The sequence below is a fragment of the Collinsella sp. TM10-22 genome (genome assembly GCF_003466125.1).
Lineage (GTDB): Bacteria > Actinomycetota > Coriobacteriia > Coriobacteriales > Coriobacteriaceae > Collinsella.
In genome coordinates, this window is sequence record NZ_QSOC01000001.1 from 333019 (window position 1) to 347938 (window position 14920).

At 60.8% G+C, this 14920-nt stretch carries 14 protein-coding genes; 3 read left to right on the forward strand and 11 right to left on the reverse strand.

The window, feature by feature from the left end; genetic code table 11:
* Nucleotides 1-5: 5 nt before the first annotated feature.
* From gmk to pyrR, 8 genes are all read right to left on the reverse strand, one after another.
* Nucleotides 6-575 carry a guanylate kinase gene (gene gmk / locus DXD94_RS01560; RefSeq protein WP_117763009.1) on the reverse strand — a complete coding sequence of 190 codons (570 nt, stop codon included), beginning with the start codon at nt 573-575 and terminating at the stop codon, nt 6-8.
* Nucleotides 576-884 (reverse strand): integration host factor, actinobacterial type, encoded by a 309-nt coding sequence (gene mihF / locus DXD94_RS01565; protein ID WP_006236130.1) that lies wholly within the window; start codon nt 882-884, stop codon nt 576-578.
* 240 nt (nt 885-1124) lie between these two features.
* The gene (pyrF, locus tag DXD94_RS01570) at nt 1125-1841 is read right to left on the reverse strand and encodes an orotidine-5'-phosphate decarboxylase (RefSeq protein WP_117763010.1); all 717 of its coding nucleotides are present in this window, start codon (nt 1839-1841) and stop codon (nt 1125-1127) included.
* A complete protein-coding gene (locus tag DXD94_RS01575) occupies nt 1835-2743 on the reverse strand; it encodes a dihydroorotate dehydrogenase (protein ID WP_006236128.1) in 909 nt (302 codons plus the stop codon). Before DXD94_RS01575 ends, pyrF begins: the two co-directional genes overlap by 7 nt.
* A 14-nt stretch (nt 2744-2757) precedes the next feature.
* A complete protein-coding gene (locus DXD94_RS01580; RefSeq protein WP_117735232.1) occupies nt 2758-3525 on the reverse strand; it encodes a dihydroorotate dehydrogenase electron transfer subunit in 768 nt (255 codons plus the stop codon).
* Between the two features lie 116 nt (nt 3526-3641).
* Nucleotides 3642-4931 carry a dihydroorotase gene (locus DXD94_RS01585; protein ID WP_117742737.1) on the reverse strand — a complete coding sequence of 430 codons (1290 nt, stop codon included), beginning with the start codon at nt 4929-4931 and terminating at the stop codon, nt 3642-3644.
* Nucleotides 4915-5859, reverse strand: coding sequence for an aspartate carbamoyltransferase catalytic subunit (locus DXD94_RS01590; RefSeq protein ID WP_035138537.1), 945 nt, complete (start codon nt 5857-5859; stop codon nt 4915-4917). The genes DXD94_RS01585 and DXD94_RS01590 overlap by 17 nt, the downstream gene beginning before the upstream one ends.
* A gap of 4 nt (nt 5860-5863) precedes the next feature.
* Nucleotides 5864-6448, reverse strand: coding sequence for a bifunctional pyr operon transcriptional regulator/uracil phosphoribosyltransferase PyrR (gene pyrR, locus DXD94_RS01595; RefSeq protein WP_117742736.1), 585 nt, complete (start codon nt 6446-6448; stop codon nt 5864-5866).
* Nucleotides 6449-6900: 452 nt separating this feature from the next.
* Between pyrR and rpmB the strand changes: the two genes are divergently transcribed.
* Nucleotides 6901-7089, forward strand: coding sequence for a 50S ribosomal protein L28 (gene rpmB / locus DXD94_RS01600; RefSeq protein WP_022094725.1), 189 nt, complete (start codon nt 6901-6903; stop codon nt 7087-7089).
* A gap of 226 nt (nt 7090-7315) precedes the next feature.
* Here the strand turns inward: rpmB and DXD94_RS01605 are convergent, their stop codons facing one another.
* A complete protein-coding gene (locus tag DXD94_RS01605; RefSeq protein ID WP_117742735.1) occupies nt 7316-8092 on the reverse strand; it encodes a transposase in 777 nt (258 codons plus the stop codon).
* 332 nt (nt 8093-8424) lie between these two features.
* Here DXD94_RS01605 and adhE point away from each other — a divergent pair, with 332 nt between their 5' ends.
* Nucleotides 8425-11073 carry a bifunctional acetaldehyde-CoA/alcohol dehydrogenase gene (gene adhE, locus DXD94_RS01610; protein WP_117742734.1) on the forward strand — a complete coding sequence of 883 codons (2649 nt, stop codon included), beginning with the start codon at nt 8425-8427 and terminating at the stop codon, nt 11071-11073.
* 88 nt (nt 11074-11161) lie between these two features.
* Nucleotides 11162-11926 carry an aminoglycoside phosphotransferase family protein gene (locus DXD94_RS01615; protein WP_117742733.1) on the forward strand — a complete coding sequence of 255 codons (765 nt, stop codon included), beginning with the start codon at nt 11162-11164 and terminating at the stop codon, nt 11924-11926.
* Nucleotides 11927-12106: 180 nt separating this feature from the next.
* Here the strand turns inward: DXD94_RS01615 and DXD94_RS01620 are convergent, their stop codons facing one another.
* Nucleotides 12107-13828 carry a proline--tRNA ligase gene (locus DXD94_RS01620; RefSeq protein WP_233540291.1) on the reverse strand — a complete coding sequence of 574 codons (1722 nt, stop codon included), beginning with the start codon at nt 13826-13828 and terminating at the stop codon, nt 12107-12109.
* Entirely contained in the window at nt 13829-14911 is a 1083-nt protein-coding gene (ispG, locus tag DXD94_RS01625; RefSeq protein ID WP_117763011.1) for a flavodoxin-dependent (E)-4-hydroxy-3-methylbut-2-enyl-diphosphate synthase, read from the reverse strand.
* Nucleotides 14912-14920: the final 9 nt, after the last annotated feature.

Below are 14920 nucleotides of genomic sequence, written 5' to 3' on the forward strand. Positions count from 1 at the left end.
GGACCTCAGATCCTTTCATGCATATCGAGAACGCGAACGAGCTCATCGGTCGCGCGGTCGAGATCGTCATTAACCACGACGTCGTCGTAGCGGTCGGCAAGGGCAAGCTCATCGGCGGCGTTTGCCATGCGCAGCTCAATCGTCTCGGGCGTCTCGGTACCGCGACCGACTAGACGCTCGCGGAGCACCTCAAGCGAAGGCGGCTTGATAAAAATCAGCACGGCCTCGGGGAAACGCTCCTTCACCTGCAGGGCGCCCTGGACATCGATCTCCAAAATCAGTGACGCGCCCGAGGCGAGCTTGGATGTGACCTCGCTCACCAACGTGCCGTAGCAGTTACCGTGGACCTCGGCCCATTCAACAAACTCACCGTTTGCCACGCGGCGGTCGAACTCCTCGCGCGTCAGAAAAAAGTAGTTGACGCCGTCGACCTCACCTTTGCGTGGTGCTCGCGTGGTAGCCGAAACCGTCAGGCCCAGGTTCGAGCGGAGCTCGCGCACACGAGTGACGAGCGTGCCCTTGCCTGCGCCTGACGGTCCAGAAATCACAAAGAGCTTGGAATCCTGAACGCTCACTTATTTGGTCAGCTGCTCGAGGAGCTGCTCGCGCTGACGGACGCCGAGGCCCTGGACGCGACGGGTAGCGGAGATACCGAGCTCCTCCATGATCTTGGCGGCCTTGGCCTTGCCATAACCAGGGAGAGACTCGATGAGGGTGGAAACCTTCATGCGGGAAGCGATGGGATCATCGGAGTTGAGCACGGACTCGAGGGACTTCTCGCCCTTCTTGATCTGCTCGCGAAGCTCAGCGCGGGCGTGACGTGCGGCAGCAGCCTTCTCAAGTGCCTGCTTGCGCTGCTCGTCGGTAAGCTGAGGGAGTGCCATTCGAACCTCCAAATAGTTGGGTTATATCTGATGCAGTAATTGGCATTTTAGCACGTCAAACGCACTAAATGCCCAATCGACGGCTCCATAGATTAGACGATACCTACGAAAAGTGCAATATGCGGAGGTCAAAGTTAAGCCCCTGACCTGCGATTCCACACAAAGGGTAGGAAAGTTTTCGCAGGTACAGGGGCAAATTTGTGCTAATGATACCCAAAAGTGGTGACTTGAGGGAATCTTTTAGGCGACGTTTTCGACCAGCTCGGCAACAATAGCGTCAAAGGCGGCAACCGGATCGTCGGCACCGGTAATGGGACGGCCCACCACAATGTGGCTTGCACCACGCTCGATAGCCTGGGAAGGCGTCGCCACACGAGACTGGTCACCAAGAGCGGCACCCATCGGACGCACACCCGGAGTAACGATCAGGGCATCGGGACCCAGCAGCTCACGCATGTCGTGAGCCTCCATCGGCGAGCACACGATGCCATCGATGCCGTTGGCCTGAGCGAGCTTTGCCAGGCGGACGGCCTCCTCGGCCACAGGCGACTCGACGCCGATCTCGCTCAAGGCATCCTGATTCATGCTCGTGAGCACGGTGATGGCGACGAGCTTGGCGCGGTCCTCGCGCGCCTCCTCGGCACCCTCACGGCAGGCGGCGAGCATAGCACCCGAACCCAAGCCGTGAACCGAAAGCAGGTCGGCACCGGCAAGCGAGGCCGAGCGGGCGGCACCGCGAACCTGATGCGGAATATCATGGAACTTAAGGTCAAGGAAGACCTTAAAACCCAGGCCCTTGAACGTCTTGACGATCTCGGGACCCTCGGCGTAATAGAGCGTCATGCCCACCTTGAGCCAGGCGGCATGGCCCGAAAGCTCATGGGCGAGCTCGAGCGCACGCTCACGGTCGCAGTCGAGGGCGACGATAACACGGTCGCGGGCATCGGTCTCTAGCATTCGAAAGCACCTACCAGCTCGTTGATGTCCTTCACGCCCTGGGACTCAGCCCAAGCCTCGAGCTCATGCGCGATCTTGAGCGAAGCACACGGATCGACAAAGTTGGCCATGCCGACCGACACGCAGGTGGCACCGGCCAGGATAAACTCAGCCGCATCCTCGCCGGTCATGACACCGCCGACACCGTTGATGGGGATATCGACGGCCTGGGCAACCTCCCAGACCATGCGCACGGCGATGTGGTGGCACAGCGGGCCCGAAAGGCCGCCCTTGGGCTTGGCCACGCGGGACTTACGGGTATGGACGTCGATGGCCATGCCCTGAATGGAGTTGATGACCGAAAGGCCGTCGGCGCCGGCAGCCTCGAGGGCCTTGGCGATCTCGGCGACGTTGACCGGCGCCATCTTCACGAACAGCGGCTTATCGGTCACCTTGCGGCAGGCAGCCATAACGGAAGAGGCGCCCTCGGGCGTGGAGCCCATGGCGGCACCGCCAGCGGCGATATTAGGGCAGCTCACGTTGATCTCGTAGCCGGCAGCCCAAGGGCACAGCTCGACATACATCTCGAGTGCGCGGACAAACTCGTCAACAGAGTGACCGGCAACCTGGCAGATGACCTGGCAGCCGTCCTTGGAAAGCTGCTCCAGCCAAGGGCCGGACTCACGGGCAAAGGCGGCCACGCCGGGGTTCTGAAGGCCCACCGAGTTGATCATACCGCCGGGGATCTCGGCCATACGGGGTGCGGGGTTGCCGGGCCAGGGCTCGGCAGCGCAGCCCTTGGTGGTGATGGCGCCCAGCTGGGAAACATCGAAGAAGTTCTGGAACTGCCAGCCGTAACCAAAAGTGCCGGCTGCGGTGTTGATGGGGTTTTGCATCTTGACGCCGCCGAAATCGACGGCCATGTTCACGGTACCCACTAGAAGACCACCACCTTGGAAGCATCGAACACGGGGCCGCACATGCAGGCGCCCTTCATACCGTCAACCGTCTCGACGTTACAGGTGTTGCAGGCGCCAAAGCCGCAGCTCATCATGCGCTCAAGCGACACCTCGCAGTACACACCGGCCTCGGCGGCAGCGGCGGCGACCTTCTTCATCATGACGGCGGGACCGCAGCTGGCGACATAGTCGTAGCCACCCTCGCCAAGCAGCTCGGCGGCCGGATCGGTGCAAAAACCATGCGTGCCAAGCGAGCCGTCGTCGGTGCATACATTAACCGTGGCGCCCAACGCGCGGAACTCATCGATACCCACGGCCTTGGACGCGGTGCCAAAGCCCAGACACACGTCGACGGCCACACCCTGCTCGGCAAGCATGCCCGCCAGGCAGAGCACGGGCGGGACACCGATGCCGCCCGCCACGAGCAGCGCCTTCTTGGCGCCCTCGGGCACCAGCCAGCCGCGACCGCCAGGGCCCAGCAGGTTAGAAGTGGAACCAGAGGCCATCTGCGACAGACGGCGGGTGTCGTCGCCCACGACGGTGTACCACAGCTCGACGGTGCCGGCCTGGGCGTCGGCGCGATAGAAGCTCAGGGGCACGCGAAGCAGCGAGGACGCATCGCCGGGCACGGCGATGTTCACAAACTGACCGGGCTTGAGCGCACTTGCAAGCTTGGGGGCCGAGATTACGAGCGAGAAGATGCCCTCGGCGATCTCCTGGTTCGAGACGACCTCGAAGTCGTGCATGCGTGCAGTGGAAGGTGTGGGCATAGACGCTCCAATCCCCCATGCGGTTGCATGGTCAAAACGAACAGAAAGCGCGGCACCGCAAGGGCACCGCGCACAAAAGCGATAAGGCTATGCTAGCAGATGCAGCCGTCGGCGAGCGTCTGCTTACCGCCGACAAACACATCGGTGGCACGACCGGTGAGCGTGCGGCCGGCAAAACCGGAGTTCTCGGCGCGCGACTCGTAACCGTCCTCGCCGACCGTCCAAGTGGCGGACGTGTCGAACACGGTCAGGTCGGCGACGGAGCCCACCTTGACCTGAACCTGGTCGAGACCCAGGATCTCACGCGGTTTGATGGCCATGAGCTCGACCATGCGGCCCATGCTCATCTTGCCCGTATTGACCAGCTCGGTGAGCACGAGCGACAGCGAAGTCTCGAGGCCGATCATGCCAAAAGGTGCAAGCTCGAACTCGCGGGCCTTCTCCCACGGGGTGTGGGGAGCGTGATCGGTGACGATAACGTCGACGGTGCCGTCGATGACGCCCTGACGGATGGCCTCGGCGTCCTCCTCGGTACGCAGCGGCGGATTGACCTTGAGCGAGGTGTTGTAGGTCTCGTCCAGGTCGTTCTCGGTCAGGAACATGTGGTGCGGGGTGGCCTCGCAGGTAACCTGAACGCCAGCGGCCTTACCGGCACGCACGATCTCCAGGCCATGGGCGGTGGAGATGTGCTGGATGTGCAGCTTGGCACCGGTCAGCTTGGCAATCTCGATGTCGCGGGCGATCTGGAGCTCCTCGCCGGCAGCCGGCCAGCCCTCGAGAGCCAGACGGGTCGAGACCTTGCCCTCATTGATCTGGCCGTGGCCGACCAGGTCCTCGTCCTGGCAGTGGCTCATAAAGACCTTGCCGAACATCTTGCCGTAGTCCATGCAGCGGCGGAGCATGCCCGCGCCCTGCACGCCGCGACCGTCGTCGGTGAAGGCGACGGCGCCGTGGGCGACCATATCGCCCATCTCGGACATGGCCTCGCCCTTAAGACCGCGGGTCATGGCGCCCGACGGATAGACGCGGCAGTGACCGACCTCGGCAGCACGGGACTTGACGAACTCCACGACGGTGCCGTTATCGGTGACGGGATCGGTGTTGGGCATGGAGCACACGCCGGTAAAGCCGCCCTTGGCAGCTGCGCGGGTGCCGCTCTCGATGTCCTCTTTGACCTCGTAACCGGGCTCGCGAAGGTGAACGTGCATATCCACCAGGCCGGGGACGAGGTACTTGCCGGAAAGGTCGCGGACCTCGGCCCCCTCGACGGCGAGATTCTCGCCGACCTCGGCGATCTTGTCGCCGTCAATCAGGACGTCAACGACACCGTCAAGCTCGACGGACGGGTCGACGACGTGGGCATTCTTAAGAAGCAAGGCCATTATCGGCACCTCCAAGCAGCAGATACAGGATAGCCATACGCACGCAGATACCGGCGTAGACCTGCTCCAGGATGACGGAGCGTTGCGGGTGGTCGGCCATATAGGAGTCGAACTCGACGCCGCGGTTGATGGGGCCCGGGTGGCAGATGATCGCATCGGGCTTCATGAGCTTCTCGCGATCCTTGGTCAGGCCGAAGAGCTTGTGGTACTCGCGAATGGTCGGGAACGGGGCGCCCTCGAGGCGCTCCTGCTGCACGCGCAGCATGTAGACGACGTCCAGCTCGGGCAGGACGGAATCGAGGTCACTCGTCACGTGGTCGCAGCCCAGGACCTCGGGCGCCGGCGGCAGCAGCGTGCCGGGAGCGACGGCGTAGGTCTCGCAGCCCATGATCTTAAGGGCGGGGATCAGCGAGCCGCAGACGCGGGAGTGCGCGATATCGCCGACGACGGCGACCTTCAGACCGTGGAAGTCACCCTTGTGCTCCCAGATGGTGTACAGGTCGAGCAGGGCCTGCGTGGGATGGTTGTGCTTGCCGTCGCCGGCGCAGATGACGCTCGCAGGCGAGTTCTGCGTGACGATATAGGGAGCGCCGGCGTGCTTGTCGCGCACGACGATGCAGTCGATCTTGTAGGCGTTGAGGGTCTCGACGGTGTCGACGAGGCTCTCGCCCTTGACCGTAGAGGTCGAGGAGCCGCCGAAGTTGAGGCTGTCGGCCGAAAGACGCTTCTCGGCAAGCTCGAAGGAGCTACGGGTTCGCGTCGAGGGCTCGTTGAACATGTTGACGATGGTCTTGCCCTTGAGCGTGGGAACCTTCTTGATCGCACGCTCGTTGACCTCGGAGAACGCCTTGGCGGTCTCGAGGATGAGCTTGATGTCCTCTTCGGAGTACTCGGTAATGTCGATCAGGTGCTTATGATTGAACGCCACGGTACTACTCACCTCCCAGCGGCGCGGAGCCCACGCGGGAACCCGGCGCGACGTCGTTGATCTCGACGGCGGTGTGGCCGTCGACTTCTTTCATATATAGGTGCACGTTCTCCTCATGCGACGAGGGAACGTTCTTGCCGACAAAGTCCGGCGAGATGGGGAGCTCGCGGTGGCCGCGGTCGACGAGGACCGCCAGCTCGATGCGGCTCGGACGACCCAGGTCCATGACGGCGTCGAGAGCGGCGCGGATGGTACGGCCCGTATACAGGATGTCGTCCACCAGCACGACGCGTTTGCCGTCGACGCTAAAGGGAATGTTGGTGGCGTGGATCGCGGGAGCGAAATTGGTAGCGTAGTCATCGCGGTAGAAGCTGATGTCGAGGCTGCCGAGCGGAACGTCGACGCCCTCGATCTCCTTGATCTCCTCGACGAGCTTCTTTGCCAGAAGGTCGCCGCGCGTGACGATGCCGACCAGAGCGAGGTCTTCACAGCCCTCGTTGCGCTCGAGAATCTCGTGCGCGATGCGGGTCATAGCTCGATTGACGGCGGTCTCGTCCATGATGACCGCCTTGGGGGAAGTCGTGCCCATCGATCTCCTTCCTCACATGTCTTGACTGCTGACACAGTCAAAAAAAATAGATGCCCGACCGCTTAAAGCGGACCAGACACCCACAGGAAGGGCTGCTCTTTGGCAGCTATGTAATTCCATGTGGGTATCTCGTACCCCTTTAATGGTCAAGGTATAGTGTAGCCAACCTCGAGCGTAATTGCGAGCATAAATACAAAGCAATCCATAAACGGGCGCAGGCGCTCCATAAACCTATATATATTTATGGGACGAACTTGAAAACCTCGGTTCGAGCTGGCATAATCCCCTCTGCTGCACGCAAATCGGATCTACGTCCAGGGCCGTGGCGTGCGCACTATCGCCAAAAGAGGAATATCTCTGTGTAGATTGCGCACAGGGAGCGACTTCTGTGCTATAGTTCAGGCTTGTTTGTTAACGCGACATGTTCGTTTGTCGCCCAAGGAGGGTCAGTTATGTCCAAAGTTTGCGAAGTTTGCGGTAAGCACCCCGTTGCCGGTCGCTCCATCAGCCACTCTCACCGCGTCACCAACCGTAAGTTCCGCCCCAACATCCAGCGCGTCTACGTCGTCGTCGATGGTCACCGTCGCAAGATGAACGTTTGCTCCACCTGCCTCAAGTCCGGCAAGGTTGCGCGCTCCTAAATAAGGTCTTACCAACAAGTACCTCGGACTCTCCGGGTCAAAGACCTCGCGTTCACATAGAACTTACCAAGGGCGTCCTCCCCTACGGAGGGCGCCCTTTTGCACTCATTGGGGACAGACTTACATAAGTGTTTTCACGCATTGGGGACAGACTTAGATGAGCGCTTTCCTAAGCTCGCAGCGCATCGATGAACTCACGGCGTTTCGATCGGCCCCAATCCATACCTCACGCCGCCTCTTTCCAGCCTGTGGTGGCCTTGGTTACGCTCGTAGCGCCGATACCGGTGATACGGGCAATTTGCTTGACCGTGAGATGCGCCCGCCTGAGCCTCAGCAGACACGCATCACGTTCGGGACGAGGCAGGGCCTTGAGCAGCGCAGGATCTATGCTCGGCAACACTTCGTGCGCGACGGCAAGGGCATCCTCATCGGGGATCCGCCGGCGTGGAAGAACCCCCACTGACCAGATGCGCCCAGCAACTTCCTTGAGATGCTCGCAATAGCAACGGGAGCCTCCGACAATATCGAGCATGGGGGCCGCATCGCAGATATCAAAGGGATCATAGCCCAGCTGATATGCCTTGTAGCTTGACCAGCGGTATGCCTCGAGTGAGTCGAGCGCACCTTTCACGGGATTGAGATGAATATAGTCGAGCAGCTGCACCGCCTGCGTGTCCGTCTCAACAGCGACCCGCGAATAGCGATTGTCAAACAGATGGCCCGTTCTTCCCGTTTTCCCATTGAAATACTTAGCATACGCCGTCAGTGCGCACTGCATTGCCTTTGAAAGGTTGTCATATGGGTCATCAACCATCAAATGGAAGTGGTTGTCCATAAGGCACCAAGCCAACACCGCCACTTTATGACGCGCAAACCTGTCCGAGATGTCCGATAAGAAACGATAACGGTCGGAATCATCTTCAAAAATAATCTGTTTGGAGTTGCCACGGTCAAAGACGTGGTAATAGCCGGTGAGCGAAACGGCGCGGGCACATCGGGGCATAGCCTCTCCTTTCAAAACTGTACAGGCAACACCTAAAAGGAGAGACGCAACGCGAAATGCTGAGCCTGTAACCTATTTATATCCAATGAGCGGCAATAACAGGCCCAGAACGGCAAAATGGCAAAACGATGTCTGTCCCAAATGAGTGAAAGCACTCATGTAAGCCTGTCCCCAATGAGCGGGGCGATGCAGCAGAAAGATTGTTTTAGTTGAAACGTTTCATTTTGTTGAAGCGTTTTAGTGTGCCTTTTACAGGAATCTTGCCACTCACCGAATTATTTATTGCTATCATGCAAGGCGTAGGGTAAATCTCCGATCGCAAGGAGACACAAATGGTGAAAAAGTCACCGGAAAACACTACTCCCGCAATTGTGGACAATGTAGAGGCGCTTGAGGCTAAGCTCGCTCAGATGCGAGAGGCCCAGGCGCTTTTTGCTACGTACACGCAGGAGCAGGTCGACAAGATCTTCTACGAGGCCGCCATGGCCGCCAACAAGGCTCGTATCCCGTTGGCGAAGATGGCCATCGAGGAGACCGGCCGCGGCGTTCTTGAGGACAAGGTCATCAAGAACCACTACGCCGCAGAGTACATCTACAACGCTTACAAGAACACCAAGACCTGTGGTGTCCTGGAGCGCGACGAGGCCTACGGCATCACCAAGATTGCCGAGCCCATCGGCATCGTGGGCGCCGTCATCCCGACGACCAACCCCACCTCCACCGCGATCTTCAAGACGCTGATCAGCCTGAAGACCCGCAACGCCATCATCATCTCCCCGCACCCGGCTGCCGCCAAGTGCACCATCGCCGCCGCCAAGCTCGTGCTTGACGCCGCCGTCAAGGCCGGCGCCCCCGAGGGCATCATCGGCTGGGTCGATGTCCCCTCCATCGAGCTAACCAACATGGTCATGCGCGACGTCGACATCATCCTCGCCACCGGTGGCCCGGGCATGGTCAAGGCTGCCTACTCCTCGGGCAAGCCCGCCCTAGGCGTTGGCGCCGGTAACACCCCGGTCATCATCGACGACACCGCCGACGTGCTGCTCGCCGTCAACTCCATCATCCACTCCAAGACCTTCGACAACGGCATGATCTGCGCTTCCGAGCAGTCCGTGACCGTCATCGACAGCATCTATGACCAGGTTAAGGCCGAGTTCCAGAAGCGCGGCTGCTACTTCGTCAAGCAGGGTGCCGAGATGGAGGCCCTGCGTGGCGCCATGTTCAAGAACGGCGCTCTCGATCACCGCATCCCCGGCATGGCTGCCGCCAAGATCGCCGAGCTCGCCGGCATCGAGGTTCCCGCTAAGACCAAGATCCTGATCGCCGAGGTCACCTCCACCGATCCGGCCAAGGAGGAGTTCTCCCACGAGAAGCTCTCCCCGGTCCTGGCCATGTATCACGCCAAGGACTTCCAGGAGGCCGTCGACAAGGCCGAGCACCTGGTGCTCGCCGGTGGCCCGGGCCACACCGCCTCTCTGTACGTGCACCCCGCCCAGGCCGAGAAGATCAGCCTGTTCGAGCACGTCATGAAGGCCTGCCGTATCGTCATCAACACCCCGTCTTCGCATGGCGGCATCGGTGACCTGTACAACTTTGGCATGAAGCCGTCTCTGACCCTGGGCTGCGGCTCCTGGGGCGGCAACTCCGTCTCCGAGAACGTTGGGGTGAAGCACTTGATCAACGTTAAGACTGTGGCCGAGCGCCGTGAGAACATGCTGTGGTTCCGCGCTCCCGAGAAGGTCTACTTCAAGAAGGGTTCCACGCCCGTCGCTCTCGACGAGCTCGGCACCGTCATGGGCAAGAAGCGCGCCTTCATCGTCACCGACCAGTTCCTCTTCAAGAATGGCAACACCCGCGCCATCGAGGCCAAGCTCGACGAGATGGGCATCGCCCACGACTGCTTCTACGACGTCGAGCCCGATCCGTCGCTGCAGTGCGCACGTCGCGGCGCCAAGCAGATGGCTCTCTTTGAGCCGGACGTCATCATCGCCGTCGGCGGTGGCTCCGCTATGGACGCCGGCAAGATCATGTGGATGATGTACGAGCACCCCGAGTGCAAGTTTGAGGACATGGCCATGGACTTCATGGACATCCGCAAGCGTATCTTCACCTTCCCCGAGATGGGCAAGAAGGCCTACTTCGTCGCCGTCCCGACCTCTTCGGGTACCGGCTCCGAGTGCACGCCGTTCGCCATCATCACCGACAAGGAGACCGGCATCAAGTGGCCGCTTGCCGACTACGCGCTGCTCCCCAACATGGCTATCGTCGACGCCGACAACTGCATGACCGCCCCGCGCGGCCTGACCGCTGCCTCCGGCATCGACGTCATGACCCACGCCATCGAGTCCTATGTCTCCATCATGGCTTCCGACTACACCAAGGGCCTCTCCGAGCGCGCTGCCAAGCTCGTTTTCGAGAACCTGCCCTCCAGCTTCGAGAACGGCGCCAAGGACCCGCACGCCCGCGAGGAGATGCACAACGCCTCATGCATGGCCGGTATGGCCTTCGCCAACGCCTTCCTGGGCCTCAACCACTCCATGGCCCACAAGCTCGGCGCCTTCCATCACCTGCCCCACGGCATCGCCAACGCCATCATCCTGACGCGCGTCATGCGCTACAACGCCGCCGAGGCTCCCGTCAAGATGGGCACGTTCTCCCAGTATCCTTACCCCAACGCGCTGCACAACTACGCCGAGATGGCCAAGTACTGCGGCATCGAGGGCAAGGACGACAAGGAGGTCTTCGAGAACTTCATCACGAAGCTCGAGGAGCTCAAGGACTTCATCGGCGTCAAGAAGACCATCGCCGACTACGGTGTTGACGAGCAGTACTTCCTCGACACCCTCGACGAGATGACCGAGCAGGCATTCAACGACCAGTGCACCGGCGCTAACCCGCGCTACCCGCTCATGAGCGAGATCAAGGAGCTCTACCTGGACGCCTACTATGGCCGCGAGCCCCAGGACTACGCCGTCTGCTAGTCTTTAGCACGGTTATTTGCGGCGGGGGTGCACGGGTGTACGCACGCCCCCGCCGTTGCTTCTATCGCATCGTTGAAAGGATGCAATCATGCTGCTTCCCGATTCCAAGACCGAGCTCGTCCGTCGTGGCAACAAGGTCGTTTACGACCTGGGCGACAAGATTGTCAAGGTCTTTAACGAGACCAAGCCCGTCTCCGACGTGTTCAACGAGGCTTTGAATCTTGCCCGCATCAATGAGTGCGGCATCCGCAGCCCCAAGGCGCTCGAGGTTTCTCAGCTCGAGAACGCCAACGGCTGGGCGCTTGTGACCGAGAAGGTTACTGGCACCACCCTCGCCGACAAGATGGCTGCCGAGCCCCAGCGCTTTGGTGAGTACCTCGAGATGTTCGTCGACCTCCAGATCGAGATCCATGGCTACACCTCCCCGCTGCTCAACCGTCAGCGCGATAAGTTCGCCCGCATGATCGACAGCCTTGATCAGCTCAATGCCACCACGCGCTACAACCTTCAGGAGCGTCTGGACGGCATGACCAAGGAGTTCAAGGTCTGCCACGGCGACTTCAACCCCTCCAACGTCATCGTTGGCGACGACGGTCAGCTGTACGTCTGCGACTGGGCACATGCCACCCAGGGCTCCCCTGCTGCCGACGTTGCCACCACCTACCTGCTCTTTGCCCTCAGCAGCAAGGACCAGGCCGAGGCCTACCTGGAGCTCTACTGCGACCGCGCCGACATGCCTATGCAGGTCGTGCGTCAGTGGACGAGCATCGTCGCCGCTTCCGAGCTCGCTCGTAAGCGCAACGTGAACGATGAGTTCCTTAAGAACTGGATCGACGTCGTCGATTATCAGTAATATCTGAGCGATTTATTTCGCATCGGAGGCACAAAAGGGAAACCCCGCAGCTCGCATGGGCCGTGGGGTTTTCCTTTTAGATATCGAGGATGCCACAAGATAATAGGATGGCCCCACATCTCCCCAATCTGGAGAAATGCGGGGCCGCCCCGTATATCGAACTACAAGCGAATTCGCCGATTAACGGCGGGCAGCCTTAACAAGCTCGGCAACCTTGGCGACGATCTCGTCAATCGCCACGTCCTCGCGCTCGCCCGTGGCACGGTCCTTGAGCTCGACGGTGCCATTCTTAAGGCCGCGTTTACCAAGCACGACCTGATACGGGAAGCCCATGAGGTCGTTGTCGGCAAACTTAAAGCCGGGACGCTCATCGCGATCGTCGACGACGACCTCGATACCCTCGGCGCACAGACCGTCGACGATCTGCTCACAAACGGTAGCGCACTCCTCCTTCTTGGGATCGAGCGGAATCACCGCGACCTCGTACGGGGCAACGGAGACCGGCCAGACGATACCGTGCTCGTCGTTATGCTGTTCCACGACGGCAGCGAGCGAGCGGGACACACCAACGCCGTAGCAGCCCATGATGAGCGGCTTCTCCTTGCCATCCTCGTCCATAAAGGTGGCACCCATGGCCTCGGAATACTTGGTGCCCAGCTGAAACACCTGGGAGACCTCGATACCGCGAGCAGCAGAGAGCGGCTTGCCGCAGTGCGGGCAGGGATCGCCGGCAACGACGGTAACCAGGTCGGCCCACTCGTCAACGGTAAAGTCACGCTCGGGGCAAGCGCCGGTAAAGTGATAGTCAACCTCGTTGGCGCCGCAGGCCCACTGCTTAGACTCACGCAAGCTCTCGTCGCACACCAGACGGATGCCCTCGGGCAGGTTAACCGGTCCGATAAAGCCCTTATGCAGTCCGTAGGTCTGAAGCTCCTCGTCGGTCATCATGCAATAGCCCTTGCCAAAGACGTGCTCGGCCTTGCAGTCGTTGAGCTCATGATCGCCCGGGACAATGGCCACGACAGGCTTGCCCTCAGCGTCGATGAGTGCCAGCGACTTGCGCGTGCCGTTCTCGGGGAAGCCGAAGAACTTTGCAACGGCCTCGATGGTGCCCATGCCCGGGGTCTCGACCTTGGTGAGCGTACCGTCGCCGGGGCCCTCGGTCACGACGACCTTGGTGCTTGCCGCCTCGTCGTCGGCAGCAAAGCCACAATCGTCGCAGTAGACCAGCGAAGCCTCGCCGGCGTCAGCAAGAGCCATGTACTCGACGGAGGTGTCGCCACCGATCTCACCGGAATCGGCGACAACGGGCAGAGCCTTGATGTAGCAGCGCTCGCAGATATTGGCGTACGCCTGCTTCATCTTGTCGTACTCCTCCTGCAGGCTCTCCTGCGTAGCGGAGAAGCTGTAGGCGTCCTTCATGATGAACTCGCGACCGCGCATCAGGCCAAAGCGGGGACGGAACTCGTCGCGGAACTTATCCTGGATGTGATAGAGATTCACCGGCAGCTGCTTGTAGGAACGCAGTTCATTGCGTACCAGGGCGGTCACGGTCTCCTCGTGCGTGGGGCCCAGCACAAACTCACGACCGTGACGGTCATCAAAGCGCACGAGCTCCTTGCCATAGGCATCGATGCGGCCGGACTCACGCCATAGCTCAGCATCGACCATAATGGGCATCATGAGCTCCTGGGCACCGGCAGCGTCCATCTCGTCACGCACGATATTCTCGATCTTGCGGATCGAGCGCCATGCGAGCGGCAGATAGGAATAGAGACCGGCGGCCTCCTTGCGGATCATGCCGGCACGGAGCAGCAGGCGGTGGCTGGCGAGCTCAGCGTCCGCCGGATCTTCTTTAAGAGTCGGAGCATACAGCTTAGACATATACATTGCTCGAGTCATTTATTTCTCCTCAATTAGTTTGTCGACCTCGGCCATCAGAGCGTCGACAATTTGATCCTCAGCTACTTTACCAATGATCTGGCCGTGCGAAAAGAGCAGGCCCTGACCTCGTCCACAGGCAACCCCCAAGTCGGCATCAGAAGCCTCGCCGGGGCCATTGACCGCACAGCCCATCACAGCGATCGAAAGCGGCGCGGAGTAGTTCTTAAGCCGCTCGGTAACCTCCTCGGCGATTGCGATGAGATTGACCTGGCAGCGCGCGCATGTGGGGCACGAGACAATCTCGGGGCCACGACGACGCAGGCCCAGCGACTGCAGAATACCCCAAGCGACCGGCGGCTCCTCAACCGGATCGGCCGTAAGCGAGACGCGCATGGTGTCGCCAATGCCCTCGGAGAGCAGGATGCCCAGTCCCACCGAGCTCTTGATGGTGCCCTGCAGCTTGGTACCGGCCTCAGTCACACCCAGATGAAGTGGAACATGGGGAATCTCGCGCGACAGGGCACGATAGGTATCAAGCGTCGTCTGTACACTATGGGCCTTGGCGGAAAGCACGATGTTGGTAAAGCCGCGGTCCTCAAAGTGCCGCACAAAGCGCTCACTCGACATCACGAGCTTCTCGGGCTGCGTAAGCTCGCCGCGCTCGGCGATATCCTGCTCGAGCGAGCCGGCGTTGACACCGATGCGAATCGCACAGCCCGCAGCGCCGGCGGCGTCGATGACGGCATCGACCTTAGCCCAATCGCCGATATTACCGGGATTGATGCGCAGCTTGGCGGCACCAGCCTCGACGGCGCCGATGGCGAGCTTATGGTTAAAGTGAATATCGACAACGATTGGCACCGGAGACTCGGCACAGATGGTACGGAAGCCCTCGAGCGCGGCTTCGGTGGGTACACTCACGCGCACGATATCGCAGCCCGCCTGTGCCAAAGCGCGGACCTGCCCAAGCGTTGCCTGAGCATCGGCGGTATCGGTGCAGGTCATAGACTGGACCACGACCGGCGCGCCGCCGCCGATCTGCACCCCGCCCACATGCACGGGGCGCGTCAGCTCGCGCGGCAAAGAATGGGATAGAGACAATCCAAGCAC

Excerpts from the sequence above, each read along its gene's own strand:
- mihF (WP_006236130.1), bottom strand. The coding sequence starts at position 884 with ATGGCACTCCCTCAGCTTACCGACGAGCAGCGCAAGCAGGCACTTGAG.
- pyrF (WP_117763010.1), bottom strand. The coding sequence starts at position 1,841 with ATGCTAGAGACCGATGCCCGCGACCGTGTTATCGTCGCCCTCGACTGC.
- DXD94_RS01575 (WP_006236128.1), bottom strand. The coding sequence starts at position 2,743 with ATGGCCGTCGATTTCGGCGGCGTCAAGATGCAAAACCCCATCAACACC.
- DXD94_RS01580 (WP_117735232.1), bottom strand. The coding sequence starts at position 3,525 with ATGCACGACTTCGAGGTCGTCTCGAACCAGGAGATCGCCGAGGGCATC.
- DXD94_RS01585 (WP_117742737.1), bottom strand. The coding sequence starts at position 4,931 with ATGGCCTTGCTTCTTAAGAATGCCCACGTCGTCGACCCGTCCGTCGAG.
- pyrR (WP_117742736.1), bottom strand. The coding sequence starts at position 6,448 with ATGGGCACGACTTCCCCCAAGGCGGTCATCATGGACGAGACCGCCGTC.
- rpmB (WP_022094725.1), top strand. The coding sequence starts at position 6,901 with ATGTCCAAAGTTTGCGAAGTTTGCGGTAAGCACCCCGTTGCCGGTCGC.
- DXD94_RS01605 (WP_117742735.1), bottom strand. The coding sequence starts at position 8,092 with ATGCCCCGATGTGCCCGCGCCGTTTCGCTCACCGGCTATTACCACGTC.
- adhE (WP_117742734.1), top strand. The coding sequence starts at position 8,425 with ATGGTGAAAAAGTCACCGGAAAACACTACTCCCGCAATTGTGGACAAT.
- DXD94_RS01615 (WP_117742733.1), top strand. The coding sequence starts at position 11,162 with ATGCTGCTTCCCGATTCCAAGACCGAGCTCGTCCGTCGTGGCAACAAG.
- DXD94_RS01620 (WP_233540291.1), bottom strand. The coding sequence starts at position 13,828 with ATGACTCGAGCAATGTATATGTCTAAGCTGTATGCTCCGACTCTTAAA.